The organism is Streptomyces maremycinicus (assembly GCF_001184025.1).
Lineage (GTDB): Bacteria > Actinomycetota > Actinomycetes > Streptomycetales > Streptomycetaceae > Streptomyces > Streptomyces maremycinicus.
On sequence record NZ_BBYG01000010.1, the window covers coordinates 274,892 to 300,772 of the forward strand.

The window sequence follows — 25,881 nt, forward strand, 5'->3', positions numbered from 1 at the left end:
CGGCATGAAAGGCACGACCGGCGCGACCGGCATGACAGGCCCGACAGGAAGGGACTCCGCCTCCGTGACCACCCCGATCGACCTCCGCGGAGGCGGAGTACCGACCGTCACCCACCCGCACCCCCTCGACAACGCCGTCTGGGCCGCGCTCGACGGTCCGCACGCCCACCTCGCCGACCGCGTCGGACGCGCCGCCCGCTACCCGGCCGACATCTACGACTTCGCCGCCCTCGCCGACCCCGGGGACCCCGCGGCCTGGGCCGACCTGCTCACCCTCGTCGGCCCCGGAACGACCGTACGGGTCAAGCCCGTTCGACAGGTTCCCGACGGCTGGGAGCTCGTCGGCGGGGGAGAGGGCGTCCAGCTCGCCGCCACCGAGGCGTTCCGCACCGCACCCGACCCCGAGGCCGTACGCCTCGGCCCCGACGACGTGCCGGAGATCCTCGACCTGGTCGCCCGCACCCGCCCCGGTCCCTTCCTCCGGCGGACCATCGCCCTCGGCACCTACCTCGGCATCCGCCGCCGGGGCCGCCTGGTCGCGATGGCGGGCGAACGGCTGCGACCGCCCGGCTGGACCGAGATCAGCGCCGTCTGCACCGACCCCGACCAGCGCGGCCAGGGCCTTGCCACCCGGCTGATCCGAGCGGTGGGCGCCGGCATCCGCGAGCGCGGCGACACCCCGTTCCTGCACGCCGCCGCGCACAACGCCCCCGCGATCCGCCTGTACGAGTCCCTCGGCTTCACCCTGCGCCGCCGCTCGACCATCGTCTCGGTGCGCACACCGGGAACATCCGTCGAGGCCGGGGCGTTCTGAGTCATGACGAGATGTGTGAGGCGCCGTCCGGCGCCCGGAAAGAGGGAGGTACGGACGTGATCCACGTACGCCACGCCGTGCACCTCCACTCCCGGCCCCACATCGACCTTCAGCGCGTGGCCGGCGCGCTCTGTTGCTCCTGACCCTCCCCCAGCCGTCGGCCGGGGGGGGACCCCCGTCGCGCCGCGCCCGCACCCCGCCGTGTGCCCGCGCAGGCCCCGCGCGTGGGCCGGCGCATCCGTACGGACCTCCAGGAAGGCACCCTCTTGTCCGCGAGCCCCTCCTCCCCGCTGCACCTCGCCGTCGCTCTGGACGGCACCGGCTGGCATCCCGCCTCCTGGCGTGAGCCCGTCGCCCGACCCCGTGAGCTGTTCACCGCCGGATACTGGGCCGACCTGGTCGCCGAGGCCGAGCGCGGACTGCTCGACTTCGTGACGATCGAGGACGGCCTCGGCCCGCAGTCCTCCCACTTCCTCGACCCGGACGACCGCACCGACCAGGTGCGCGGCCGGCTCGACGCGGTCCTCGTCGCCTCCCGCGTCGCCCCGCTCACCCACCACATAGGCCTGGTGCCGACCGTGGTGGCCACGCACACCGAGCCGTTCCACCTCTCCAAGGCGATCGCCACCCTCGACTACGTGAGCACCGGCCGCGCCGGACTGCGTGTGCAGGTCACCGCCCGCCCCAGCGAGGCCGCCCACTTCGGCCGGCGCACGATCCCCCGGATCGAGGACTACCACGCCCCCGCCACCCAGGAGCTGGTGACCGAGCTGTTCGACGAGGCCGCCGACTACGTCGAGGTCGTGCGCCGCCTCTGGGACAGCTGGGAGGACGACGCGGAGATCCGGGACGTGGCGACGGGCCGTTTCGTCGACCGCGACAAGCTCCACTACATCGACTTCGAGGGCCGCCACTTCAGCGTCAAGGGGCCCTCCATCACCCCGCGCCCGCCGCAGGGCCAGCCCCTGGTCACCGCCCTCGCCCACGACACCGTCCCCTACCGCCTGCTGGCCCGCTCCACCGACGTCGGATACGTCACCCCGCACGACACCGGCCAGGCCCGTGCGATCATCGCCGAGGTCCGCGCCGAACAGGAGCGGGCCGGACGGGCCGCCGAGCCGCTGCATCTCTTCGCGGACCTGGTGGTCTTCCTGGACGACGAACCGGCCGAGGCCGCCGCCCGGCGCGACCGCCTCGACGCCCTGGCCGGCGAGGAGTACCGCAGCGACGCCCGCGTCTTCGCCGGCTCGCCCGCCCAACTCGCCGATCTGCTCCAGGACTTCCAGGCGTCCGGGCTGACCGGGTTCCGGCTGCGCCCCGCCGTCGCCGGCCACGACCTGCCCGCCATCACCCGCGGCCTCGTCCCCGAACTCCAGCGCCGCGGCGCCTTCCGCCGCGCCTACGAGGCCGACACCCTGCGCGGGCTGCTCGGCCTGCCCCGCCCCGCCAACCGCTACGCCGCCGTCTGAGCGGGAGGGAGACCCCACCATGAGCAAGCCCCAGAAGCAGATACACCTCGCCGCGCACTTCCCCGGCGTCAACAACACCACCGTGTGGAGCGACCCGCGGGCCGGCAGCCATATCGAGTTCAGCTCCTTCGCCCACTTCGCGCGGACCGCCGAACGCGCGAAGTTCGACTTCCTCTTCCTCGCCGAGGGGCTGCGCCTGCGCGAACAGGGCGGCAAGATCTACGACCTGGACGTGGTCGGCCGTCCCGACACCTTCACGATCCTCGCCGCCCTCGCCGCCGTCACCGAGCGACTCGGGCTGACCGGCACCATCAACTCCACCTTCAACGAGCCCTACGAGGTGGCCCGCCAGTTCGCCAGCCTCGACCACCTCTCCGACGGCCGCTCCGCGTGGAACGTCGTCACCTCCTGGGACGCCTTCACCGGCGAGAACTTCCGCCGTGGCGGCTACCTCCCGCAGGAGGAGCGCTACGCGCGCGCCAAGGAGTTCCTCGCCACCACCGGCGAGCTCTTCGACTCCTGGCAGGGCGACGAGATCGTCGCCGACCGGAGCACCGGCACCTTCCTCCAGGACGCCAAGGCCGGTGCCTTCGTCCACGAGGGCCGCCAGTTCGACATCCAGGGCCGGTTCAACGTCCCGCGCAGTCCCCAGGGCCGTCCGGTGATCTTCCAGGCCGGGGACTCCGACGAGGGCCGTGAGTTCGCGGCCTCGTCCGCCGACGCGATCTTCAGCCGGTACGCGGCCCTCGAATCCGGCCAGGCCTTCTACACCGACGTCAAGTCACGCCTCGCCAAGTACGGCCGACGCGCCGACCAGCTGCTGATCCTGCCGGCCGCGAGCTTCGTCCTGGGCGACACCGACGCCGAGGCCGCGGAGATCGCCAAGGAGGTGCGCCGCAGCCAGGTCAGCGGCGCCACCGCCCTCAAGCACCTGGAGTTCGTCTGGAACCGGGACCTGTCCGGCTACGACCCGGAAGGCCCCCTGCCCGACATCGACCCCGATCTCGGCGAGAACCACATCGCGCGCGGCCGCGCCCAGGTCCGCATGTACCGCGACCCGCTGGCCACGGCCCGCGAGTGGCGCGCGCTCGCGGAGGCCAACAACTGGTCGATCCGGGACCTGGTCATCGAGACCGGCAACCGGCAGAACTTCATCGGCTCCCCCGAGACCGTCGCCAACACGATCAACGAGTACGTGCAGGCCGACGCCGCCGACGGCTTCATCCTCGTCCCGCACATCACCCCCGGCGGCCTCGACGCGTTCGCCGACCAGGTCGTCCCGCTCCTTCAGGAACAGGGCGTCTTCCGCACCGAGTACGAGGGCACCACCCTCAGGGACCACCTCGGCCTCGCCCACCCGGACGAGACGGGCGGCACCGAGCGGGTCGCCTCGTGAAGTTCCTCGCCATCACCCTGATCGTGCACCGACCGGACCCGGTCACCGGCGTCCTCAAGCCGACCCGGGACCGCTTCCGCGAGGTGCTCGACAACGCCCTGCTCGCCGAGGAACTCGGCTTCGACGGCTTCGGCGTGGGGGAGCGGCACGAGCGGCCGTTCATCTCCTCCTCGCCACCGGTCGTGCTCAGCCACATCGCCGCCCTCACCCGCCGGATCCGCCTCTTCACCGCGGTGACGACGCTCAGCCTCCTCGACCCGGTCCGCGCCTACGAGGACTACGCCACCCTCGACCACCTCTCGGACGGCCGCCTGGAGCTGATCATCGGCAAGGGCAACGGCGCCGCCCAGCGCGAGCTGTTCCGGGTCACGCCCGACGACCAGTGGGAGCGCAACGCCGAGAGCTACGAGGTGTTCCGACAGATCTGGCGCCGGGACAAGGTCACCGCGGCCACCCGTTTCCGGCCGGAGCTGACGGACGCGGAGGTCTGGCCCCGGCCGTACCAGCGGCCCGTCCGGGTCTGGCACGGCAGCGCCACCAGCAAGGAGTCCGTCGACCTGGCCGCCCGCTACGGCGACCCGTTGTTCTCGGCGAACGTCACCCACCCCGTCGAGCCCTATGCCGAGCTGGTCCGGTACTACCGGGAGCGCTGGGAGCACTACGGTCACGACCCGGGCGCCCTGGCGGTGGGCGCCGGTTCGGCGGGACTGTACGTGGCGCGCACCTCCCAGGAGGCCGTCGAGGTCTACCGGCCGGTCTTCGAGAGCACGCTCGCGTTCCAGAGACAGGCCGGGCTGCCCGTCGTCTTCGAGACGCTGGAGGACTTCGTCGAACGCAGCTCCGCCCTGGTCGGCAGCCCGCAGCAGGTCATCGACAAGGTGCACCGCTACCACGAGCGGTTCGGCCACACCGTGCTGCACGTGCAGGCCGACGCGAGCGGCCTCACCGAGACCCGGCACCGCGACTCGCTGGAGCTGTTCCAGTCGGAGGTGGCGTCCGTGCTGCGCAAGGACCTGCCGGACCCCCCGTTCGCCTGGGGACCGGTGCTTCCCGCACCCGCTGCCTCCGAGGAGCCGGCCCATGTCTGACATCCCCCTCGGCGTGCTCGACCTGGTCCCGGTCTCCTCGGGTTCCACGGCCGCCGACGCCCTGCGCAACTCCATCGATCTGGCCCGGCACACCGAACGCCTCGGCTACGCCCGCTACTGGTTCGCCGAACACCATCTCAACCCCGGTGTCGCGGGCACCTCCCCGGCCGTCGTCCTGGCCCTGACCGCGGCCGCCACCTCCACCATCCGGCTGGGCTCCGGCGCCGTACAGCTCGGACACCGCACCGCCCTGTCCACGGTGGAGGAGTTCGGTCTGATCGACGCGCTGCACCCCGGCCGTCTCGACCTGGGCCTCGGGCGCTCGGGCGGGCGTCCGTCGGGGAACCGGACGGGCCCGCCGCCCACGACCGCCCCGGTCGTCGACGGCCGTGCCCCGAACGGTCTGCTGATCCCGCGCCCCTTCTCCTTCGAACGCCTCCTCGGCTCACCGCGGATCGCCCTCCAGCGCGGACTCCTCCTGCTGCCGGGCGCCACCTCGCAGGACTACGCCGAGCAGATCGACGACGTCCTTGCTCTGCTGGCCGGTACCTACCGCTCCCCGGAGGGCGTCGAGGCACATGTCGTGCCGGGCGAGGGCGCCGCCGTCGACGTGTGGATCCTGGGCAGCAGCGGCGGCCAGAGCGCCGAGGTCGCGGGCGCCCGGGGCCTGCGCTTCGCCGCGAACTACCACGTCAGCCCGGCGACCGTGCTGGAGGCGGTGGCCGGCTACCGCGCCGCCTTCAAGCCCTCCGCCTCCCTCGACGCGCCCTATGTCAGCGTCTCCGCCGACGTCGTCGTCGCCGAGGACGACGCCCGTGCCCGCGAACTCGCCACCGGCTACGGACCGTGGGTGCGCAGCATCCGCACCGCCGAGGGCGCGATCCCGTTCCCGACCCCGGACGAAGCACGCGCCCACGTCTGGACCGACGAGGACCGGGCGCTCGTCCAGGACCGGATCGACACCCAGTTCGTCGGTTCCCCGGCCCGCGTCGCCGACCACCTCGAACAGCTCCAGGAGGCCACCGGGGCCGACGAGCTGCTCGTCACCACCATCACCCACGACCACACGGACCGCGTCCGCTCCTACGAACTCCTCGCCGAGGAGTGGCGCCGCAGAGGCCACACCGGCCGGGTGAACTGACCCAGCGAAGTCTCCCCGGCGGACCACCCGTCCGAGCTCGCCCCGGCGCGGCCGACCCCACGGCCGCGCCGACGGCGGCGCCTCCGTCGCCTACCGCCGGGTGCCCACCCGGGCTCCTCGCCGCTCCACCCCGACGGCGTGGGCCACGACGTCCAGCAGTCGTGCGCCGTCGTCCCCGGCGAACCACTCGGCGTGCCCCACGCAGTACTCGTACGCCAGCCGGGTGTTCTCCGCGGACCGGGTGACACCGTGGAAGTAGCCCAGCTCGGACAGTGCGAACTCGGCGTGCACCAGCGGCAGCAGCTCGGGCAGCGCGGCCGATTCGGCGGGCGTCAGCGGGCGTACGGACCGGTAGCCGTCGATGAGCGCGGTCACGTCCTCCGCCCTGACCGGCCGGCCGGGACGCAGCCACTGCACGGTGTTGCGTTCGATCGCCGTGGCCAGGTCGTGCACGGCAGTGGTGCGGTCGCTCATGCCGAAGTCCAGGACGGTACGGACCTGTCCGTCGTCGCCCCACAGCAGGTTGGAGGCGTGCCAGTCGTTGTGGGTCCACAGGGGCTCCAGACCGGCCAGCCGCGGTGCGAGCCTCTCGTGCAGCGGCAGCAGCACCCGCCGGACGTCCTCACGCCAAGGGAACCGCCGCATCCCCGAGGCCAGTTGGGGCCGCTCCTCCAGGAACCGTTCCAGCGCGCCCCAGGCGTCCTGCGCGGCGAACACCGTGAACGAGGCGACGAGCGGCTGCACCCGACGCCGCGGCGCGTCGAACCCCCGTGCCGCCAGGTGGAGCCGGGCCAGCGCCTCGCCCGCCGCCGTGGCGTGCGCGCGGGAGCGGAAGGGCGACCAGGACAGCGCGTCCCGGTACAGGTCCTGCCCGGCGCCGGTCGAGTGCACCTCGTACGTCCACGTGCCGCGCGCCGCCGTGTGCAGCACCTCCACCACCGGCGCGCCGTGCTCCCGCAGATGCCGCAGGAAGGCGTGCTCCTCCGCCAGTCCCTCCGGGGAGCGCACACCGATGTGGTGCCGTTTCACGAACAGCCGCTGTCCGCCGCGTTCGACCACGGCCGCCGCCGACAGCGGGCGCGGGCTGCGCCACACCACCCGGGCGCCCGCCCCGACGACCTCCGTCACCTCGCCGTCGGTCAGCGGCGCCCAGTCGGGCTCGACCGGCTCGGTGCCCAGGCCGTGGGCCAGATGCGCACTCATCCCTCACCCACCCCCGCCCGCACCGCCGGTGTGCCGCGCAACGCCTCCAGGACCCGGCGCTCGGTGGCCGCGAACCCGGGCGCGGTGAAGTCCTCCACCCCGCGCGAGCGGTCCGGCGGCACCTGAACCCGGGCGACGACGGTGGCCGGGCGCGGGGACAGGACGTGCACGGTGTCCGCGAGCAGCACCGCCTCGCGGATGTCGTGGGTGACCAGCAGCACCGTCCACCGGTGGCGTTGCCACATCTGCGCCAGCCACAGCTGCATCTCGGTGCGGGTCAGCGAGTCCAGCGCCCCGAACGGCTCGTCCAGCAGCAGCACCGGACGTCCCAGGACGACTGTGCGCAGCAGCGCGGCCCGCTGCCGCATCCCGCCGCTGAGCTGCGAGGGATACGCCTTCTGGAAGCCGTCGAGCCCGAAGTCGGCGAACAGCGCGTCGGCCCGCGCCCGGGCCTCCTTCCTGCGCACCCCCTGCGCCTCCAGGCCGAGTGCGGTGTTGTCCAGCACGGTCCGCCACGGGAACAGCAGGTCCTTCTGCGGCATGTAGGCGACCTTGCCGGACGCCACCCCGGCCGGCTCGCCCTCCACCAGCACCCGGCCGGACGTCGGCCGGTCGAGCCCCGAGACGAGGTTGAACAGCGTGCTCTTGCCACTGCCGCTCGGGCCGATCACGGCCGCGAACTCGCCGGGCTCCACGACCAGTTCGAGATCCCGCAGGACCTCCAGCGAGCCGAAGGACTTGCCCACCCCCTCGATGAGCAGACTGCTCATGACCTCTCCTCCCGCTGCGCCCGCTCCCACGGCAGTACCAGCCGCTGAAGCAGACAGGCCGCCCCGAACAGCGCGATGCTCAGCGCCGCCGTCACGCCCACCGCCGCGAACACCAGGTCCGTGCGGAACGCGCTCTTCTGTGCCTGCATATAGATCCCGAGCCCGGCCTCCGCGCCCGCGTACTCCGCGAACACCGCGCCGACGACGGCGTAGGTGATGCTCACCCGCAGCCCGGCGAAGAAGTACGGCATCGCGCTCGGCACCCGCACCAGCCGGAACGTCCGCAGCCGGCCGGCCCCCAGCGAGCGCAGCAGCCGCATCGCCTCCCGGTCGGTCGCGGCGAACCCCGCGGCCAGGTTGGCGGCCAGCGGGAAGAACGTCGTCAGCGTCACCACCAGCATCTTCGGCAGCAGGCCGAAACCGAACCAGATGATGAGCAGGGGCGCCACGGCGACGATCGGGACGGTCTGCGAGGCGACCAGGAGCGGATACAGGCCCCGGCGGGCCGCCGCCGAGAAGTCCAGCAGCACGGCTACCAGCCAGGCCGCCGTGAACGACAGCGCGAAGCCGAGCAGGGTCTCCTGGAGCGTGGGCACGGTCTGCGCCCACAGGTCCGCGCGGCTGGCCCAGCCCTGCTCCACCACCCGCGCCGGTGACGGCAGCATCGTCGGATCGACGCCCGCGGCGGTCACGTACAGCTGCCAGCCGCCCACCACGACGGCCAGCACCAGCAACGGCGGCCACGACGACCGCAGCACCGACCTCACTCGGCGCTCCCGGCGTCCTTCGAGGCCGGCAGATAGGCGTTGGTGAAGAACGACGAGGCGTCCGGGGCCTCGGTCAGCTTGCGGCCGTTCGCGTCGCTGAGCAGCCCCGCCCGGTACTCGAAGTCGGCGAAGGCCTGCCAGCGTTCCTCGCTCTGGGTGCCGATCGTGCCGTCGGCGGCCCGGTAGTACTCCTCGGCGAGCAACTCCTCGCTCTTTCGGACCAGTTCCGTGTTGGTGAGCACGCTCTTGTTGGCGTCGACGAGGAGCCGCGCGGCCTGGTCGGGGTGGTCGGCCGCGTACCGGTACCCCTTGTCGACGGCGGCCAGGAACTTCTTCGCGAGCGCCGGGTTCTTCTTGAGGAACCGATCGGAGGACGCGAGCAGCGTCGAGTAGATCGCCGGGAAGCCGTAGTCGGAGAGCTGGAAGTTCTTCAGCGGCTTGCCGCTCAGTTCCGCCTCCAGTCCCTCCCAGGTCGGCATCGGCATCGCGAAGTCCGCCTTGCCCGCGTAGAGCGCCGCGTACGCCGAGGTGCTGAGGGTGACCTGCTTGAAGTCGCCCTCGCCGCCCGCGTTGCGGATCACCTTCTGGAGGAGCGGCTTCTCGTAGGGCGCGCCGAAACCGGCGTACGTCTCGCCGTCCAGGTCCTTGGGGGACGTGATGTCCGTGCGTCCTGCGCGCACCGCGATGGTGACGTTCGTCTTCTGGGTGACGGCGTAGACCGAGGTGATGTCCTGTCCGGCGGCGCGCGCCGTGGTGACACCTTCCTGGTAGGAGATCCCGAAGTCGGCCTGGTGGCTCGCGATCAGCGTCTCGGGCGCGGTCGAACCATAGGGCACGATCTTCAGATCGATGCCGGCCGCCTTGAACCAGCCCTTCTGCCGGGCGACATAGATGCCGGTGTGGTTGGTGTTCGGGGTCCAGTCCAGGGCGAGGGTGACGGTCGTGGTGCCGTCCTGGGCGGAGGCGTCGGCCGAGGGGTCCGCCGAGCAGCCGGTGGCGGCGAGGACGGCCGACGCGGCTATGACGGACAGGGCGGTACGGCGGTGCATGAGGGTTCCTTCGGGGGCGAGGGGAGGGCGGGGCGTCGGCGCGGTCACGCCCGACACAGCGCGCTGTCCACCCGCTTGAAGTCGACGGCCAGCCGCCGGGTCAGCCCCCGCGCCTGGCAGGACAGGACGCTCACGCGGTCACGGCCGGCAGCAGCGCGTTGGTGAAGGAGCGGTCCCAGTCCCGGTCGTGCGCGAGGGCGCCGTGCTCAGCGAGCCAGTGCGCGTACGGGCCGGTGCGCGTCGGGTCGATCACTCCCCAGCGGCCTTCCGGGTCCGTCCAGGTGGGCGCGACCAGGGCGAGGGAACGGGCTATCAGCGGGCGCGGGAAGTACGGGATGACCCCCTCCAGCAGCTCCAGCGTCCGCTCGGGGTCCTGCGCCGCCGCCGCGTAACCCCGGGCCGTGACGGCGAGGAAGTCCCTTACCAGGGACGGCTGTTCGGTCAGCAGGCGCTCGTGCGCGCCCAGCAGGTAGCTGTGGTAGCGGGGCGCCCCGATCTCGTCGACCGGCCAGGTCACGCGCCGCTCCTCGGGGAGGTCGCCGCGCAGCGCGTCCCAGGACCAGTAGGTGCCGAAGGTGGCGTCGGCCTCGCCGGCCTCGATGTCGTCGACGGTCAGTTCGCGTGTCCCCGCGTCGATCGTGACCACCGCGTCCGGGTCGCCGCCGTCGGCCGCCACCAGATGGCGGACCATGGCCAGGCCGCGCGGGGTCGGGTTCAGGGCGACGCGCCGGCCGGCGAGCTCACGGGGGCGGGTGATCCCGGTGGACGCGGTGGTCTGGATCGCCTCCAGGCCCCGGTGGTTGACGGCGGCCACGGCGATCAGCGGCTGGCCGTGCGCGGCCCGCCGGGCCAGCAGCCGGTTGGGCGGGAAGACACCGAAGTCCACCTCGCCGCGCGCCAGGTACTCCAGGGTGTCGCCGCGTCCCGGATCCTGGACCACGAGTTCCACGTCCAGCCCGGCCCGCGCGAACCACTGACGGGCACGGGCCACATAGAAACCGGCGGAATTGGGCCAGGGGTGGAAATAGTCGAGCATGACCCGGATGTGCGGCATGAGGGAACTCCGAAGGCGGCGCGCCTGAGCGCGGAAGAACGGCGAGGGGAGAGAGGGGGGAGCGTGCGGTGCGGGGCGGTGCGCGGTCAGACGGACCGGCGACAGCGGCAGCCGCGGCAGCCGTGCGGGCGACAACAACAGGAGCCGGACGCCGGGGTGGAGGCCACCGAAGGCTTCGGCTCTACTGCTGCGGACACGTGAACTCCTACGCGGGGCGCCGGGGCGCGTTTCGTGCGGTCGGCGTCCCCATGGGGACCGCGTTCGACGAACGGATCCCAGACGCCCTCTCAGCCCGTCCGGGGAGGGGCTCCCGCGTAGATGGCCGAAACCATAACGGCAGCCGACGGTCCTCGCGCAACCGTGATCCGAAATATGAGACGACGCTGATCAGTGGGCAAGACGCCCAGCTCACCGGCGTACCATCGGCCGCCATGACCACCTCCCCGCTGCCCGGCCCCCTCGTCGACGACACCTGGCTGGCCGCCCGGCTCGACGACCCCCGGCTGGTCGTCCTCGATGCCACGGTGCTGTTTCCCTCGCCCCGCCACGACGGTGACCATCGCTGTGCGAGCGGCCACGAGGGATGGCTGCGACGGCACCTCCCCGGGTCCCGGCACGCCGACCTGACCGGGGACTTCACCGATCCCGCCGCCTCCTGCCACTTCACGGCGCCGGGCCCCGAGGCGCTGGCCGGGGCCCTCGCCCGGGTCGGCGTGGGGGAGGGGAGCGCGGTGGTCGTGTACGACACCGGCGGCGGGATCTGGGCGGCCCGGCTGTGGTGGATGCTGCGGGCGATCTCGGTGCCGGCCGCCGTGCTCGACGGGGGCCTGGCGGCCTGGGAGTCCGCGGGACGGCCGCTCGCCTCCGGCGACGGCCCGGTGCCGGTTCCCGAGGTGACGCCCGTGACCCCGGTGCCGCGTCCCGGAGTGTGGACGGATGTCCACGAAGTGGAGGCAATCAGCCGTGGCGAGCGGCCCGGCACGCTGGTCTGCGCGCTGCCCGCGGGCGGCTTCGACGGCTCGGTCCCCACCCGGTACAGCCGCCGCGGACACATCCCCGGGAGCCGCAGTCTTCCCGGTCGCGAACTCCTGGACGCCGAAGGGCGCCTGCTGCCCGCGGCCGACCTCGCCGCGCGGGTCGGCGCCGGGCTCGACCCCACCGACACCCCGGTCGTCCTGTACTGCGGCGGCGGGGTCTCGGCCGCCGGGGTGGCCCTCGCCCTCACCCTCCTCGGGCGCGAGGACGTGTCCCTCTACGACGGTTCCCTGGAGGAGTGGTCGAAGGACCCGGCGCGACCGCTGGAGACGGGCGGCTCGGGAGGAACGAGCGGCTCGGGCGGCACGAGCGGCTCGGGCGGCGCGGGAGGCGCGGGAGGCGCGGACCGGTCCAGCCCGGGAGCGTGACCGACCCGCCGACGGGCTACGGCGCCCCGCTCGACGTACGGTCCGCGGTCCCCGCCCGGCCCCGCACCCGCCGCGCACCGGACGGAACGCGCGCCAGCGCCGCGCTCACCGGCAGGGCCGCCGCGAGCAGGCCCGCGCAGACCACCGTCGCGACCGCGAACGCCGTCCTCGGTGCGCCCTCCGCCCCGGCCGCACCCCGCAGGTAGATCCCGGACACCGCGCTGAGGCACACGGCCGCCGCGATCCGCTGGGTCATCTGGAGGATGCCGCCCGCCACCCCGGCCGCCTCGGCCGGGGCGTGCTGGAGGACACGCGCCTGGTTGGGCGACACGGTCAGGCCCCCCGCGGCCCCCGCGGCCACCTGGACCGCCGCCAGCACGAACGGCAGCGCGGCGAGCGGCAGTGTCACCGCCGCCAGCGCGCCGCCCAGCAGGGCGAGGACGCCCACGGCCAGACCGAGGGTCACGGTATGGGCGCCGATCCGCCGCACCACCCGCCAGGCGACCGCCGACGACACCCCCATCGCGACCGCCGAAGGGAGCGTCACGGCCGCCGTGGTGAGCGCCGGGAGACCGAGCCCGCTCTGGAGGAACAGCGTCAGCACCAGCCCGGCCGCCAGGGCCGAGCCGAAGTTCACCATCGCCACCCACGTGCCCAGCGTGTACGGCGCCGAACGGATCAGCGCCGGGTGCACCAGCGGCACCCGCCCGCGCCGGACCCGCCACCACTGGCCGAGGACCAGCGCGCCCGCCGCGACCAGCGCCGCCGCCACCCAGAGCGCGACCGCGCCGCCGCTGTCCGGCGTCCTGATGAACGGCAGCATCAGCGACAGCGTCAGTGCCGCCACGCACACCAGTCCCCACAGGTCGAGACGGCCGGGCGCCGCGACCCGCCGGGGCGGCGGCAGCCGACGGGCCGCCAGCCAGAGGGTGACCGCTCCGCACGGCGCGCTCAGCAGCAGACACAGCCGCCAGCCCGTCCCGGGACCGCACAGCGCGACCAGTGCCCCGCCGAGCGCCGGACCCAGCGCCGCCGCGACCCCGCCGGTGACCGCGTACAGGCCGAGGGCGCGGGCCCGGTCCAGGCCGTGGAAGACGTCCTGGAGGGTGCCGATCACCTGGGAGTTGACCAGTCCGGCGCCCGCCCCCTGCACCAGCCGGGCCACGACCACCGTGACCGGGTGACCGCCGGTGGCGGCGACCAGACCGCACAGGACGAACGTCGAGAGGCCGACGAGGAACAGGTGTTTGCGGCCGCGTACGTCACCCAGGCTGCCGCCCGGCACCAGGGCCAGTCCGAAGGCCAGCGAGTAGCCGGAGACGATCCACTGGACGTCCGTGGCCTCGGCGGACAGTGACTGGCGCAGCGCGGGCACGGCGATGTTGAGGACCGACTGGTCCAGCAGGGTCGTCGCCCCGGCCGCCAGACAGACCGTCAGTATCCGCCGGGCCGCGCGATCGTCTCCCGGAAGCATGCCGTCATGTTCACACCGGCCGGACGCTCCTGTCGCCGTCCCGGGCGGCCTGTTCGCATGATGGAAACACGCCGGTCGGACCGTCCTCGAGGACCCGCGAAGCGGGGACCGGGTGTGGCCGGGGACGCGCCTCCCTCCCCCGAAGGAGACGCGTCCCCGGCGCTTCCCCCGGCGCCGGACCGTGGGGTGCGGGCGGCCGCTCGGCTCACCAGCACATGACCGCCGTCTCGCCGGAACCCCAGCCCGAGTACAGGCGTACCCGGAGGAAGTAGCGGCGGTCCCTGACGAGCCGGACCCTGATCGAGGCGTTGTGCGCGGTGCCGCCGTCGTCCTGCCCGGCGAGGAAGCGCGGCTCCCCGTGCCGCTCCTCGAACACCACGACCATGGAGTCGCTCTCACCGAAGGTGGCGAAGGTGTACTCGCGGGTCTCACGCGGCTCGACGGTGAAGTCGACCTGTTCACCCGGCGCCAGCGACAGCGGCACCGAACGGAACGGAACCAGCGCCGGCGGCCGCGCGCTGCCGGGCGGCGGGTACCAGCCGAGGACGAACTCCTTGTCCAGCGGCGACAGTCCGCCGGACGGCTGCACACCCCCGCGGAACTGCTCCGGTTCCAGGATCAGGCCCGCCGAGAAGGGGTACTCCATGACGGACTGCGGGTCCCAGACCGACCCGTTCACCTCGGCCGGGTCCAGCTTGCGCAGGACGTTGAACCAGGTCCTGTCCCGGCTCCAGTGGTTGGGCGGGCCCGCGAGATCGGCGTACACGGCCTCGTCGTCCCAGTGCAGGCCGGCGAACGGGCTCTGGTGCTCGTGCTGCATGCCGAGCGCGTGTCCGATCTCGTGCAGGGCCGTCGCGCGCTCCCCGGGCGCGGTCAGGTCCCAGCCGAAGTTCATGGTGCGCTCGTTGAGACCGGCCGACAGCGCGTCCCGGCCCACCGCCGACCAGGAGCCGTCGCCCGGCTGGAACCCGATGCGCAGTTCCGCCTCTGAGCGGTCGGCGACCTCGGCGAAGGACACCCCGATGCCCAGCTCCCGCCACTCGCGGAAGCAGTCCCGCACGACCTCCCGCTGGTCCTCACCACCGACCCACGACACCCAGCGCGTCCCGCCGGAACCCGGCAGGGCGATGACCGAGCCGTCGTTGTCGCCGTCGAGGAAGCAATAGTGCAGCACCGTGCCGTTGACCCACATCCGCCGCCCGCTCATCAGCGCGCCGAGCCGCTCGACGGCCAGCCCCGGCGCGAACGCGGGGGCGGACTGCTGGGCGAGCGAGCAGTAACGGGCGGTCATGGGCACCAGGTTGCCGTGCGGGTCCGCCGGCCCGCCTGAGTCGGGGGCTACTCAAGTCGCCCTGTATCAGATGTGAGTACGCCGACTCTCCTTGAGGTGACGACGAGCGAACCGCAAGCCGGGACCCTGCGACTGCCGTGGCCGTTCACCGGCCGGGACGAGGAACTGGAAGTCGTCCGCCGCTCCTTGGCGGTGGGCAGGCCCGGAATCGTGATCAGCGGACCGGCGGGCTGCGGCCGCACCCGGCTGGCCATGGAGGCGATCCGGGGCACCGACTGCGCCAGGGTGGCCGGCACCCCGGGGACCGGCGACCTGCCGTTCGCCGCCTTCGCCCATCTGCTCCCCGAGGGTGTCACCCTGCACAGGGCGGTACAACTCCTCTCCGGGACGAAGCAGTTGCTGGTCGACGACGCGCACCTGCTCGACGACGCCTCCGCCGCCCTGCTCCACCAGCTGGCCGTGCGGGGCAGGACCCGTCTGCTCGTCCTGGTCACGGACGGGGCACGCCCGCCGGGCGCGGTCTCCCGGCTGTGGACCGGCGAACTGCTGCCCCGGCTCGTCCTGGAGCCCCTGCCCCGCGAGGAGACCGCCCACCTCGTCGGTGCGGGAGCCGGCGGCTGCCTCGACCCGCTCACCGTCAACCGCCTGCACCGGCTGTGCGCGGGCGACCTGCGTCTTCTGCGCGACCTGCTGGACGCGCTGCTCGAACAGGGCTCGCTGACCAGGGACGCGGACACCGACGAGCTGACCTGGCGCGGCCGCGTCCCGGTGACCCCGGCGCTGCGCGAACGCGCGGCCGCCGCGCTCGCCCGTGCCTGCCCCGACGAACGCGAGATCCTCGACCGGCTCGCCTTCGCCGAACCGCTGTCACCGCCGGCCGACACACTGGACCTGCGGATCCTCGAACGCCTGGAGGCGGACGGCCTCCTCGTGGTCGACGCCGACGCGGACGCGGACGCGGATATCGATGCCGACGCCGATCCGACCGTCCGGCTGGCCCACCCCCTGCACGGACCGGTCCTGCGCGCCGAGGCAGGCCGGTTGCGCGCGAGACGCCTCACCGGGCGACGACGCTCCACCGCGTCCGCCCTCCGGGCCGAGGCGGCCGGGCTGACCCGCCGCATCGAGCGGACCGACGTCCGGACTACGCCCACGCCCGTGGGGGACTGGCTCGTCGCCGAGGGGGAACCCGTACCGCCGTGGTACGCCGCCGTCCGCGCGCGGTTCTCACGGCTGCGGGGAGAACTGCGCGAGGCGGCGGCCTGGGCGAGGGAGGGCCTGGCGGCCGCGCCGCAGGACCACGCCTGCCGCACCGAACTCGCCCTGGCCGCTGCCCAGTCGGGCGAGACAGGCACCTCCGTCGACCTCCTCGCCGAGCACCCCGCCACCGCGGCCTGGCCCCCGGCCGCCCGCGGAGACCTCGACACGGCCTTACAGGCCGTCGAGGAGTCCGTCGCCGTCATCGGGGGTGGGAGTGCCCCCGGCCCCGGCCCTGGTGATCCCCACGCGGCCCACGACACCTACGCGGCCCCGGAGCCCCACGCGGCCCCCGCGCCCCACGGCCCCCACGCAGCCGACCCCTGGAGCGCCTATGACGCCGTTCGTCTCGGTGCTCCCCGGCACGCGGTGCGGGTGCTGCCCCTCGACGGCTGTCTCGCCCGGCATGCCCGGGCGCTGGCCCGGGGGGACGGGCCCGCGCTGGACAGGGTGGCCGCCGAACTGGAGGAGCGCGGGTTCCTGCTGTTCGCGGCCGAGGCGTACGCGCAGGCCGTACGCGTCCACCGGGACGCCGGAGCGGCCCGCACCGCCCGTACGCGCGCCGTGGCCCTGGCCCGGCGCTGCCAGGGCGCCCGCACCCCCGCGCTGTCCGGGTTGGTCCTGGGTGAACTCACCGCACGCCAGCGGCAGATCGTCACCCTCGCCGCGGCCGGTCTCAGCAACCGGCAGATCGCCGAACGCCTCACCCTGTCCGTGCGGACCGTCGGCAACCACCTCTACGGCGCCTACACCCGGCTCGGCGCCGGCGACCGCGACGCCCTTCCGTGGCTGCTCGAGCAGCCGGCCTGAACAGGCAGAGCCCGCCCCGGCTCACGCCGCGCCGAACGCCGTGAACGCCCACCCCGTCGCCTGGTGCAGCGCGTCGTCGGGCAGCGCGGCACGGGCGTCGCGCAGGGACTCGCCCAGCGAGAGGCCCGCGCTGATGCCCTTGTGCAGGGCCAGCATCAGCGGGACGACCGCCGCGTCGTTGACCGGGGCGCTGCTCGCCACCACACCCGCCGTGCCCAGCGGCAGCAACGCCGTGACCAGGCCCAGGAGTTCGTCCGCGCCGACGGAGGCCAACCGGGCGGTGTCGCAGCTGGACAGGATGATCCGGTACGGGCTGCGGGCGAGCCGCTCGAAGTCGTGGACGATCAGCGGCCCGTCCGCCATCCGCAGCGACGAGAACATCGGGCTGTCGCCGCGGAACACGCCGTGCGCGGCGATGTGCGCCAGGGCCGCGCCGTCCAACTCCTGGAGCACACGTGAGACATGGGCGTCGTCCTGCTCCAGCACGATGGGTCTGCCGTACCGCCCGGCGACCTCCGGCACCTCCGCCCCGCAGCTCGCCAGCCCCGGACCCCGCACGAGCACCTGCCGCCCGCCCGGCGGCGGTTCGGTCTCCCGCGCGCGCAACCAGCCGCTGGCCGACGGCGACACACTGACCACCCGTTCCCGCAGCGACGGCAGCAGCGCCCACGGCACCCGGTGCAGCCGGGCCGGCGGCACCACCACCAGCGGACCCGGACCCAGATGCCTCGCCGCCTCGCCGAGCAGCAGTTCCTCCAGCTTCCGCCCCGCCGCCTCCACCACCGGCAGCCGGCCCTCCGCGCCGGGGTGGGCCAGCCGCCGCAGCCCCGCCTGTACGTGCTCGGCCTCCCGCTCGGCCTCGGCCAGCAGCCCGCCCGCGAACCGGCGCACCCGGCCGCCCCCGCACAGCAGCACCTGGACCCGCCCGTCCAGTACGGCCAGTTCGACCAGCCGCCCGTCGCCGAGCCGCTCCAGCAGCCGGCCCGGGTCGAAGCGGTCCCCGCCGAACCGGTCGCCGCCGTAGGGCGTGACCCCGCGGATGTGCAGGGTCCGGGAACGGATCTCCCGCTCCAGGCGCCGCTGTTCCCGCTCGAGCGTCGGGACCGGCCGCCCGTCCATCCGGGCGGCCTCCGCGCGGGCGGCGATCACCCGGAAGGCGGTCAGCCCGCTCAGCAGCGCCGGATCGGCCGGTGGCCGGGTGGGCGGCGTGGACAGCGCCGTGGCCCGCCACCGCTCGCTCCACACCAGCAACCGCCGTGGCCCGCCCCGCTCCAGACTGACCTCCTGGGCCAGCGCGGCCAGCTCGGCGCCCTGCGCGGTGGCCCGGGCCCGCAGCTCCGAGGCGCCCAGCGTCGTCCGGTGGTCGTCGAGGACGTCCAGCCCGCGCCGGCAGGCCTCCAGCACGCCCCGGCCCGAACCGGTGGCCCGCGCCCACAGCGCCTGCGCCGCCCAGCCCGTCATCCGTGCCAGCGGCGGCCCGCTGCGCCGGCTGCGGGCCGCGATCTGGAGGTACCGTTCGGCGTCCGTGGTCCAGTTCAGGTCCAGCGCGATCCGGCCCGCCAGCAGCCAGGCCTCCGGTGCGGCCGGCGCCTGGAAGGCGGCCAGCCGTTCGGCGAGCCTGGCGGCGTCCGCGACCAGCCGCCCCGAGCCGCGTCCGGTGGCGACCCGCGCCTCGATCAGCACCAGTCGGGCATGGGTCTCCCACCAGGTGCGCCGCTGCCCCGCGAAGAGCCGTTCGGCCAGCGCCGCGCGCGCGATGGCCGTCCCCGGATCACCCGCGAGACGTGCCGCCCGCGCGGCCGTGAGCAGCAGCTCCGCCTTACGGGTGGACTGCCCGCCGATGCCGTCCAGCACCCCGGTCGCCGCGTCCGCCTCGGCCAGTGCCTCCGGCGCGAGACCGGCCGCCATCAGGACCTCGCAGCGGCGGATGTTGAGCATGAACGTCGGCGTGCCGAGCTTCGCGTACCGCTCCTCCGCCTCGTCGAGGAGCCGCAGCGCGGCCGGCACGTCCCCGGAGCGGAAGGCGGCCAGCCCGCGGCTCTCCACCGCGTCCGCCTTGTCGTGCTCCTGGCCGGTGGTCTCCCACAGCGCCTCGGCCGCGGTGAAATCCGCCTCCGCCCGGTCCACCGCCCCGAGGGCCAGATGCACGGTGGCGCGCAGGGTCAGCGCGCGCGCCGTCCAGATGACGTCGTCGGCCTGACGCAGCACGGGGATCGTCCGGCGTACGTCCTCCAGGGCCTCGCGGTGATGGCCGAGGACCCACAACGAGTAGGCCCGCCGGTACAGCACGCGCGCCCGGGTGTGGCCGCTGCCGCGCTCGACCCCCCGCTCGAAGGCGGCGAGGCCCTGCCGGGTGCGGCCCGCGTGCACCAGCGCCACGCCGAGCGTGCCGAGGACGTCCGCCTCCCGCTCGGCCGAGTCCGCGCGCGCCGCGAGGTCCCGGGCCCGTCGCAGATGATCCAGGGCGAGACGCATGTCGCCCCAGTCCCGCTGCCAGATGCCGATCACCTGGTGGGCGACCGAGGCGTGCAACGGCGTCGGATCGGTGCCCAGCACTCCCCGCGCCCGCGACAACGCGTCGCCCGGGGCGGCGAACACCATCGGCAGCAGTTCGAGAACCGAGTCGTTTCCCGCTGTCACTCCACGGATGGTAGTGCTCCGGCCTGTACGCCACACCGGTTCGGCACTGTATCCACCAGTAACAATTGGACGTCGTGTCAACGGACTCGGCGGCGAAAGGGGGCGCGCGGGCGCAACCGCACCACCCCGATCCGCCGTCGCACCACCTGTATCAGACGGCCGTCCCGCGGGTCTTGCTGTCGACCACCGGCACAGGGGAGGACACGCCATGGCACCACAGCGATTCCACGAGCAGTTCGACCACCTCCAACGTTCGCTGCCTGACGTCCCGTTGGCGATGGGGCCGGACGAATCCGCCGAGTTCATCTACGAGAAGGGCGTCGTCCTCGCACGCGACGGCGAGGAGGCCCGGGTCGTCGAGGACGCCGTCCGCTCGCACTTCACCGCGACCGAGGGCCTGGTCCCGGACCATGTGCGCCGGGCGGGCCCGGAGACCAACCGCTCGGGCATCACCCGCATCCGGGTCGGCGACCCCGAGGAGGGCGGCCGGGTGGGCGACCACACCGTCGCCGGGGCGCTGCGCGCGCTGCGGGAGACCGAGGGCCGGGCCGGGCGCCGCATGGTCAGCCGCAACCACCTGGTGTCGATCGCCGTCAACGCCTGCCCCGGCGACGAACCGGTGCCCGCCCCGCCCACCGCCCCGCCCAACCCCGGCGCGGTACCGGCCGTCGAGGGCGCGGACGCCGTCGGCGTGCTCGTCGTCGACACCGGCCTGACCCATGACTACCGCTCCTACCCGCTGCTGGCCCGCACCGAGGGCGACGCCCAGGTCCGGGAGACGGACGAGGACGGCATCCTCCAGCAGTACGTGGGCCACGGCACGTTCATCGCCGGACTCGTCGCGGCCGTCGCGCCGAACACCGACGTCACCGTGCGCGGCACCCTCAACGACGCCGGCGCGATCCTGGAGTCCGAGTTCGGCGAGCGGCTCTTCGACGCCGTGCAGGACGGCTGGCCCGACATCATCAGTCTCTCCGCGGGCACCTCCAACGGCCGGGTGGACGGGCTGCTCGGGGTGGCGGCGTTCATGGAGGAACTCCAGGCGCAGGGAACCCTGTTGGTCGCCGCCGCCGGCAACAACGGCAGCGCGTCCCACTTCTGGCCCGCCGCCTACGCCTCGCTGCCCGAGTACGCCGACGCGGTGCTGTCGGTGGGCGCGTTGCGCGGGGACGGCGCGTTCGGCGCCTGCTTCAGCAACCACGGCCCCTGGGTGAAGGTCTACGCCCCCGGCGAGCGGCTCACCAGCGCCCTCACCGGTTTCGACACCCCCGTCCCGTACGTCTACCAGCACTCCACCTACGAGACCTGCCGCTACGGTTCCACCTACTCCTGCACCTGCCGCTCCCCGCGCCACACCGGCGTGCTGAGCGAGGCGCAGGCGGTCGCGCCGGGCAAGCCGGACCAGGTGATGTTCGAGGGGCTGGCCTCCTGGAGCGGCACGTCCTTCGCGACGCCGCTGGTGGCCGGGCTGGTCGCGGCTCACATGACCGCGCGAGGGCTGACCGATCCCCGCGAGGCCGCACGCCGACTCCTCGCCGCCGGTTCCGAGTTCGCGGAGGTGCGGGGGACACGGGTGCCGGCACTGCTTCCGCCCACCTGGCAGCCGGCCGGGGTCGGTCCGGCGTGAGGGCGGCATGACGTCCGAGAGGGGCCCCGCCACGGCGTACGATGACAGGCCGTACACGAGGGGTGGGGCCGTGGACCGTACTGATGTCGGCGCGCTCGTCCAGTCCGCCGTCGACGGCGACACGGCGGCCTGGAAAGCGCTGGTGGACGGGCTGAGCCCCTTGGTGTGGTCGGTCGTGCGCGCACACCGGCTCTCCGACGCCGACGGGCACGAGGTGTACCAGACGGTATGGTTCCGCTTCGCCCAGCATCTCGGGCGGATCCGCGAGCCGCACAAGGCCGGTTCGTGGCTCGCGAGCACCGCGCGCAACGAGTGCCTGAAAGTGATCAAGAGCCTGAGGCGGCTCACCCCGACCGACGATCCGCTGCTGCTCGACCGGGCCAGCGAGGACCTGACTCCCGAGCAGTCGGTCCTCGACTCGGAGGAAGCCGCCGCGCAGAGCGAGCGGGTGCGCTTCCTGTGGCAGGAGTTCGAGGCGCTCGGCGAGCGCTGCCGGCAGCTGCTGCGGGTCCTGATCGCCTCGCCACCGCCCAGTTACCAGGAGGTGTCGGCCGCCCTGGGCATCGCCGTCGGCAGCATCGGTCCGATGCGCCAGCGATGTCTGCGCCGTCTGCGCGCCCGACTCGACGCACGGGGAGCTCTGTGAACGGCATGAACGGCAGGAACGGAAGGAACGGAACGAACGACGACGAGCCGGACGACTTCTTCGGTGAAGTCCCCTTCGTCGACGAGGAGTTCGACCACGACCGGCTGGAGGAGGAACTGCGCCAGGCCGCCGCCATCCTGGACCCGGTCCCCGCCGAGCTGCGGCGGGCCGCCATCGAGGCCTACACGCTGCACGACCTGGACGCGCGCATCGCGGAGCTGACCTTCGACTCACTGGTCGACGCCATCCCGGTGCGCGGAGCGGTGGACGTACCGCGGATGCTGACCTTCCACACCGGAGGACTGACGGTCGACGTCGAGGTGACCGACGAGGGGCTGATGGGTCAGCTGCTGCCGCCCCAGTCGGCCTCGATCGAGGTGCTGCGCGGCCCCGGGGCGGGCGCCTCGCTCACCGCCGACGACATGGGCCGGTTCGCCTGCGCCACCCCTCCGGGCGGCCCGTTCGCGCTGCGGCTGCGGACCGCCGCGGAGGTGGTCGTGACGGAGTGGCTGCGCGCCTGACCCCGTCACCCCGCCGATGTGACCGTCGGCGGCCGGCCGGCACGGTGGTCGGTCGGCGGGGGAGGGGGCGGCAGGGCGACGCGCTGTCCGCCTCGGTCCTGTCGTCCACCGACAGCGAAGGCGGGACCGACAGCGGCGGCGGCACCGACAGCGGCGGCGGCACCCGCCCCGCTGCCGCTCGGTGCGGGCCGGGGGTCAGCCGGACACGGCGTCCACGAGCGCCGCGAGCGCCGAGGCGAGGCGGGTGAGTCCCGGTCCGGCCGGTCCGCCCGGCTCGGTCATGTACGTGTCCCGCCGGATCTCCACCATCAGGGCGCTCACCCGCGGCTCCTTCCCGTAGTGCTCCAGGGGCACGTAGGTCCCGGCGAACGGGCTGTCGAGCCCGGTCTCCCCCACCGCCTCCCCGAACGCCCGCCGCGCGGCCGCGAGCAGCCCGGGCGGGGTGTGGAAGGCGTCGGTGCCGAGGCACACCGGCGGCCGCGGTCCCTCGCCGTGCAGTTCGTAGGGGAGCGGCTCGGTGGGGTAGGAGTGCACATCGACGATCACGGCCCGTCCGACCGCCGCGAGCCGTTCGGCGACGGCGTCGGTCATCGCCTGCGCGTACGGCCGGAACCAGCGTTCGACGAGCGGCCCGGGATCGGTCTCCCGCGGCCGGAGCACCTCGCGGTGCGTGGTCCGCGTGTACACCGCCCCCATACCGACGGCCCGCATCTCCTCGCGCTCGTCCGGGAACCGCTCCGGATCGACGACCAGCCGCGACAGCCGGTTCACGAACCGCCACGGCGTCACCTCCGCCAGCCGCGCCGCGGCCTCGGCGATCTCCGCGGTGTGCGCGTCGGTGATGTGGTCCAGCTCCCGCTCCAGCGCCCCGTCGTCCAGCACGATACCCGCCCGCACCTCGGCCGGTATCTCCCGCGCCGAGTGCGGCACATGGAGGATCACCGGCGAGCCGGCGGCACCGGGCAGGAAGGAGAACGGCGCTGCGGCAGGGGTCATGGGGCTGCTCCCGGAGGGTTGTCGGTGGCGTGCGCGTGATCAAGATGCCATATCGGCCCGTCCCGGCGACCGGTACGGCTCCGCCGACCTGAGGGCGGCCCCGCCGACACACGGCCGCCCCGGCCGGGAAGGACCCGGCCGGGGCGGAGGTGGGTGTTCCGGTGCGTCAGCCCAGGGAGGCCAGGGCCTCGTTCCAGGTGACCGACGGCCGCATGTACGCCGCCGCCTTCGCCGGGTCGGGCTGGTAGTAGCCGCCGATGTCGGCGGGCTTGCCCTGGACGGCGTTCAGCTCGTCGACGATGGTCTGCTCGTTCGCCGCGAGGGTCTCGGCGAGCGGGGCGAAGGCCTTCGCCAGGTCCGCGTCGTCGGTCTGCGCGGCCAGCTCCTGCGCCCAGTACAGGGACAGGAAGAAGTGGCTGCCGCGGTTGTCGATGCCGCCGACGCGACGGGTCGGGGACTTGTCCTCGTTCAGGAAGGTCGCCGTGGCGCGGTCGAGCGTGTCGGCGAGGACCTTGGCCCGGGTGTTGCCCGTGAACTCGGCGTACTGCTCGAAGGACGGCACGAGCGCGAAGAACTCGCCCAGGGAGTCCCAGCGCAGGTAGTTCTCCCGGACCAGCTGCTGGACGTGCTTCGGCGCGGAGCCGCCGGCGCCCGTCTCGAACAGACCGCCGCCCGCCATCAGCGGGACGACCGACAGCATCTTGGCGCTGGTGCCCAGCTCCAGGATCGGGAACAGGTCGGTCAGGTAGTCACGCAGGACGTTGCCGGTGACGGAGATGGTGTCCTCGCCGCGGCGGATGCGCTCCACCGACAGCTTGGTGGCCTCGACCGGCGCGAGGATCCGGATGTCCAGGCCCTCGGTGTCGTGCTCCGGCAGGTACGCGTTGACCTTGGCGATCAGGTTGGCGTCGTGGGCGCGGGTCTCGTCCAGCCAGAACACGGCCGGGCTGCCGGTGGCGCGGGCGCGGGTGACGGCGAGCTTCACCCAGTCCTTGATCGGCGCGTCCTTGGTCTGGCAGGCGCGGAAGATGTCGCCGGCGGACACCGTCTGCTCGATCAGCGCGTTGCCGGCCTGGTCGACGAGGCGGACCGTGCCGGTGGTCGGGATCTCGAAGGTCTTGTCGTGGCTGCCGTACTCCTCGGCCTTCTGCGCCATGAGGCCGACGTTCGGGACGGAGCCCATGGTCGACGGGTCGTAGGCGCCGTTGGCGCGGCAGTCGTCGAGCACGGCCTGGTAGACGCCGGCGTACGAGGAGTCCGGCAGCACCGCGAGGGTGTCGGCCTCCTGGCCGTCCGGGCCCCACATGTGGCCGGAGGTGCGGATCATGGCCGGCATCGAGGCGTCGACGATCACGTCGGACGGCACGTGCAGGTTGGTGATGCCCTTGTCGGAGTCGACCATGGCCAGCGCCGGGCCCTCGGCGAGCTCGGCGTCGAAGGAGGCCTTGATCTCGGCGCCCTCCGGCAGGGACTCCAGGCCCTTGTAGATGCCGCCCAGACCGTCGTTCGGGGTCAGGCCGGCCGCGGCGAGCGCCTGGCCGTACCGCGCGAAGGTCTTCGGGAAGAAGGCGCGCACCACGTGACCGAAGATGATCGGGTCGGAGACCTTCATCATCGTGGCCTTGAGGTGCACGGAGAACAGCACACCCTCGGCCTTGGCCCGGGCGATCTGGGCGGTGAGGAACTCGCGCAGCGGCGCGACGTGCAGGACGGAGGCGTCGACGACCTCGCCCTCGAGGACCGGTACCGACTCGCGCAGCACCTTGGTGGAGCCGTCGTCGCCGACCAGCTCGATCCGCAGGGAACCGGCCTCGGAGATCACGACCGACTTCTCGGTGGAGCGGAAGTCGTCCACGCCCATGGTGGCGACGTTGGTCTTGGACTCCGCGGACCAGGCGCCCATGCGGTGCGGGTGGGTCTTCGCGTAGTTCTTGACCGACGCGGGGGCGCGGCGGTCGGAGTTGCCCTCGCGCAGGACCGGGTTCACCGCGGAGCCCTTGACCTTGTCGTAGCGGGCCTGGATGTCCCGCTCCTCGTCGGTCTTCGGGTCGTCCGGGTAGGCCGGCAGCGCGTAGCCCTGCGCCTGGAGCTCGGCGATCGCGGCCTTGAGCTGCGGGATCGACGCCGAGATGTTCGGCAGCTTGATGATGTTGGCCTCGGGCGTCTTGGCCAGCTCACCGAGCTCGCTCAGCGCGTCCGGGATCCGCTGGTCCTCGGTCAGGTACTCCGGGAACACGGCGATGATCCGCCCGGCCAGCGAGATGTCCCGCGTCTGGACGGCGACACCCGCCTGCGAGGCGTACGCCTGGACCACCGGCAGGAAGGAATACGTCGCCAGGGCCGGGGCCTCGTCAGTGTGCGTATAGATGATGGTCGAGTCAGTCACCGGGTGCTCCGCTCCACGTCTGCAACATTGCTCGACATCAAGATATCTCGTGACCGGCGTCGGCTCGACAGGGGTCTCC

At 73.5% G+C, this 25,881-nt stretch carries 21 protein-coding genes; 11 read left to right on the forward strand and 10 right to left on the reverse strand.

Going from position 1 to position 25,881, the window contains the following annotated elements:
* Nucleotides 1–64: 64 nt before the first annotated feature.
* The 6 genes from AOQ37_RS08830 (at nt 65) to AOQ37_RS08850 (ending at nt 5,908) form a co-directional block, all read left to right on the forward strand.
* Nucleotides 65–814 (forward strand): GNAT family N-acetyltransferase, encoded by a 750-nt coding sequence (locus tag AOQ37_RS08830; RefSeq protein ID WP_234436845.1) that lies wholly within the window; start codon nt 65–67, stop codon nt 812–814.
* Between the two features lie 11 nt (nt 815–825).
* Nucleotides 826–957: a putative leader peptide gene (locus AOQ37_RS42120; RefSeq protein ID WP_374701487.1), complete on the forward strand. Its 132-nt coding sequence runs from the start codon at nt 826–828 to the stop codon at nt 955–957.
* Between the two features lie 123 nt (nt 958–1,080).
* On the forward strand, nt 1,081–2,283 hold the full coding sequence (locus tag AOQ37_RS08835; RefSeq protein ID WP_062643571.1) for an LLM class flavin-dependent oxidoreductase: 1,203 nt from the start codon (nt 1,081–1,083) through the stop codon (nt 2,281–2,283).
* Nucleotides 2,284–2,302: 19 nt separating this feature from the next.
* Entirely contained in the window at nt 2,303–3,679 is a 1,377-nt protein-coding gene (locus AOQ37_RS08840; RefSeq protein WP_062642970.1) for an NtaA/DmoA family FMN-dependent monooxygenase, read from the forward strand.
* A complete protein-coding gene (locus AOQ37_RS08845) occupies nt 3,676–4,767 on the forward strand; it encodes an LLM class flavin-dependent oxidoreductase (RefSeq protein WP_062642972.1) in 1,092 nt (363 codons plus the stop codon). Before AOQ37_RS08840 ends, AOQ37_RS08845 begins: the two co-directional genes overlap by 4 nt.
* A complete protein-coding gene (locus tag AOQ37_RS08850; RefSeq protein ID WP_062642973.1) occupies nt 4,760–5,908 on the forward strand; it encodes an LLM class flavin-dependent oxidoreductase in 1,149 nt (382 codons plus the stop codon). The genes AOQ37_RS08845 and AOQ37_RS08850 overlap by 8 nt, the downstream gene beginning before the upstream one ends.
* Before the next feature lie 90 nt (nt 5,909–5,998).
* Here AOQ37_RS08850 and AOQ37_RS08855 read toward each other — a convergent pair whose 3' ends face one another.
* The 5 genes from AOQ37_RS08855 to AOQ37_RS08875 all read right to left on the reverse strand — a co-directional run bounded on the left by AOQ37_RS08855 (nt 5,999) and on the right by AOQ37_RS08875 (nt 10,751).
* Nucleotides 5,999–7,111: a phosphotransferase enzyme family protein gene (locus AOQ37_RS08855; RefSeq protein ID WP_062642975.1), complete on the reverse strand. Its 1,113-nt coding sequence runs from the start codon at nt 7,109–7,111 to the stop codon at nt 5,999–6,001.
* A complete protein-coding gene (locus AOQ37_RS08860; protein WP_062642977.1) occupies nt 7,108–7,881 on the reverse strand; it encodes an ABC transporter ATP-binding protein in 774 nt (257 codons plus the stop codon). The genes AOQ37_RS08855 and AOQ37_RS08860 overlap by 4 nt, the downstream gene beginning before the upstream one ends.
* Nucleotides 7,878–8,648: an ABC transporter permease gene (locus AOQ37_RS08865; protein ID WP_062642979.1), complete on the reverse strand. Its 771-nt coding sequence runs from the start codon at nt 8,646–8,648 to the stop codon at nt 7,878–7,880. The genes AOQ37_RS08860 and AOQ37_RS08865 overlap by 4 nt, the downstream gene beginning before the upstream one ends.
* Nucleotides 8,645–9,697 carry an ABC transporter substrate-binding protein gene (locus AOQ37_RS08870; RefSeq protein ID WP_062642981.1) on the reverse strand — a complete coding sequence of 351 codons (1,053 nt, stop codon included), beginning with the start codon at nt 9,695–9,697 and terminating at the stop codon, nt 8,645–8,647. Before AOQ37_RS08870 ends, AOQ37_RS08865 begins: the two co-directional genes overlap by 4 nt.
* 130 nt (nt 9,698–9,827) lie before the next feature.
* On the reverse strand, nt 9,828–10,751 hold the full coding sequence (locus AOQ37_RS08875; RefSeq protein WP_062642983.1) for an ABC transporter substrate-binding protein: 924 nt from the start codon (nt 10,749–10,751) through the stop codon (nt 9,828–9,830).
* A gap of 431 nt (nt 10,752–11,182) precedes the next feature.
* Here AOQ37_RS08875 and AOQ37_RS08880 point away from each other — a divergent pair, with 431 nt between their 5' ends.
* Complete coding sequence (locus tag AOQ37_RS08880; RefSeq protein ID WP_267888005.1) at nt 11,183–12,154, forward strand: sulfurtransferase; 972 nt, start codon at nt 11,183–11,185, stop codon at nt 12,152–12,154.
* Nucleotides 12,155–12,170: 16 nt separating this feature from the next.
* On the opposite strand, the gene AOQ37_RS08885 is transcribed toward AOQ37_RS08880, so the two are convergent.
* Both AOQ37_RS08885 and absR1 read right to left on the reverse strand, forming a co-directional pair.
* Complete coding sequence (locus tag AOQ37_RS08885) at nt 12,171–13,628, reverse strand: MFS transporter (protein WP_062642985.1); 1,458 nt, start codon at nt 13,626–13,628, stop codon at nt 12,171–12,173.
* Nucleotides 13,629–13,833: 205 nt separating this feature from the next.
* Complete coding sequence (gene absR1 / locus AOQ37_RS08890; protein ID WP_062642986.1) at nt 13,834–14,919, reverse strand: beta-glucuronidase AbsR1; 1,086 nt, start codon at nt 14,917–14,919, stop codon at nt 13,834–13,836.
* A 96-nt stretch (nt 14,920–15,015) separates the two neighbouring features.
* Between absR1 and AOQ37_RS08895 the strand changes: the two genes are divergently transcribed.
* The gene (locus AOQ37_RS08895; protein WP_062642988.1) at nt 15,016–16,986 is read left to right on the forward strand and encodes a LuxR family transcriptional regulator AbsR2; all 1,971 of its coding nucleotides are present in this window, start codon (nt 15,016–15,018) and stop codon (nt 16,984–16,986) included.
* Nucleotides 16,987–17,007: 21 nt separating this feature from the next.
* On the opposite strand, the gene AOQ37_RS08900 is transcribed toward AOQ37_RS08895, so the two are convergent.
* Nucleotides 17,008–19,587 (reverse strand): CHAT domain-containing protein, encoded by a 2,580-nt coding sequence (locus AOQ37_RS08900; protein ID WP_062643573.1) that lies wholly within the window; start codon nt 19,585–19,587, stop codon nt 17,008–17,010.
* A gap of 247 nt (nt 19,588–19,834) precedes the next feature.
* Between AOQ37_RS08900 and AOQ37_RS08905 the strand changes: the two genes are divergently transcribed.
* The 3 genes from AOQ37_RS08905 to AOQ37_RS08915 all read left to right on the forward strand — a co-directional run bounded on the left by AOQ37_RS08905 (nt 19,835) and on the right by AOQ37_RS08915 (nt 22,420).
* Nucleotides 19,835–21,253 (forward strand): S8/S53 family peptidase, encoded by a 1,419-nt coding sequence (locus AOQ37_RS08905; protein ID WP_062642990.1) that lies wholly within the window; start codon nt 19,835–19,837, stop codon nt 21,251–21,253.
* Between the two features lie 70 nt (nt 21,254–21,323).
* Complete coding sequence (locus tag AOQ37_RS08910; protein ID WP_020127476.1) at nt 21,324–21,899, forward strand: RNA polymerase sigma factor; 576 nt, start codon at nt 21,324–21,326, stop codon at nt 21,897–21,899.
* Nucleotides 21,900–21,904: 5 nt separating this feature from the next.
* Complete coding sequence (locus AOQ37_RS08915; RefSeq protein WP_062643577.1) at nt 21,905–22,420, forward strand: hypothetical protein; 516 nt, start codon at nt 21,905–21,907, stop codon at nt 22,418–22,420.
* Nucleotides 22,421–22,615: 195 nt separating this feature from the next.
* Here the strand turns inward: AOQ37_RS08915 and AOQ37_RS08920 are convergent, their stop codons facing one another.
* Nucleotides 22,616–23,416: an N-formylglutamate amidohydrolase gene (locus AOQ37_RS08920; protein ID WP_062642992.1), complete on the reverse strand. Its 801-nt coding sequence runs from the start codon at nt 23,414–23,416 to the stop codon at nt 22,616–22,618.
* 166 nt (nt 23,417–23,582) lie between these two features.
* Entirely contained in the window at nt 23,583–25,802 is a 2,220-nt protein-coding gene (locus AOQ37_RS08925) for an NADP-dependent isocitrate dehydrogenase (RefSeq protein ID WP_062642994.1), read from the reverse strand.
* Nucleotides 25,803–25,881 lie beyond the last annotated feature (79 nt).

What these genes read in the sequence shown, in the direction of transcription:
- AOQ37_RS42120 (WP_374701487.1), top strand. Translation starts at nt 826, where the DNA reads ATGTGTGAGGCGCCGTCCGGCGCCCGGAAAGAGGGAGGTACGGACGTG.
- AOQ37_RS08840 (WP_062642970.1), top strand. Translation starts at nt 2,303, where the DNA reads ATGAGCAAGCCCCAGAAGCAGATACACCTCGCCGCGCACTTCCCCGGC.
- AOQ37_RS08850 (WP_062642973.1), top strand. Translation starts at nt 4,760, where the DNA reads ATGTCTGACATCCCCCTCGGCGTGCTCGACCTGGTCCCGGTCTCCTCG.
- AOQ37_RS08855 (WP_062642975.1), bottom strand. Translation starts at nt 7,111, where the DNA reads ATGAGTGCGCATCTGGCCCACGGCCTGGGCACCGAGCCGGTCGAGCCC.
- AOQ37_RS08860 (WP_062642977.1), bottom strand. Translation starts at nt 7,881, where the DNA reads ATGAGCAGTCTGCTCATCGAGGGGGTGGGCAAGTCCTTCGGCTCGCTG.
- AOQ37_RS08870 (WP_062642981.1), bottom strand. Translation starts at nt 9,697, where the DNA reads ATGCACCGCCGTACCGCCCTGTCCGTCATAGCCGCGTCGGCCGTCCTC.
- AOQ37_RS08875 (WP_062642983.1), bottom strand. Translation starts at nt 10,751, where the DNA reads ATGCCGCACATCCGGGTCATGCTCGACTATTTCCACCCCTGGCCCAAT.
- AOQ37_RS08880 (WP_267888005.1), top strand. Translation starts at nt 11,183, where the DNA reads ATGACCACCTCCCCGCTGCCCGGCCCCCTCGTCGACGACACCTGGCTG.
- AOQ37_RS08885 (WP_062642985.1), bottom strand. Translation starts at nt 13,628, where the DNA reads ATGCTTCCGGGAGACGATCGCGCGGCCCGGCGGATACTGACGGTCTGT.
- absR1 (WP_062642986.1), bottom strand. Translation starts at nt 14,919, where the DNA reads ATGACCGCCCGTTACTGCTCGCTCGCCCAGCAGTCCGCCCCCGCGTTC.
- AOQ37_RS08900 (WP_062643573.1), bottom strand. Translation starts at nt 19,587, where the DNA reads ATGGTGTTCGCCGCCCCGGGCGACGCGTTGTCGCGGGCGCGGGGAGTG.
- AOQ37_RS08905 (WP_062642990.1), top strand. Translation starts at nt 19,835, where the DNA reads ATGGCACCACAGCGATTCCACGAGCAGTTCGACCACCTCCAACGTTCG.
- AOQ37_RS08915 (WP_062643577.1), top strand. Translation starts at nt 21,905, where the DNA reads ATGAACGGCAGGAACGGAAGGAACGGAACGAACGACGACGAGCCGGAC.
- AOQ37_RS08920 (WP_062642992.1), bottom strand. Translation starts at nt 23,416, where the DNA reads ATGACCCCTGCCGCAGCGCCGTTCTCCTTCCTGCCCGGTGCCGCCGGC.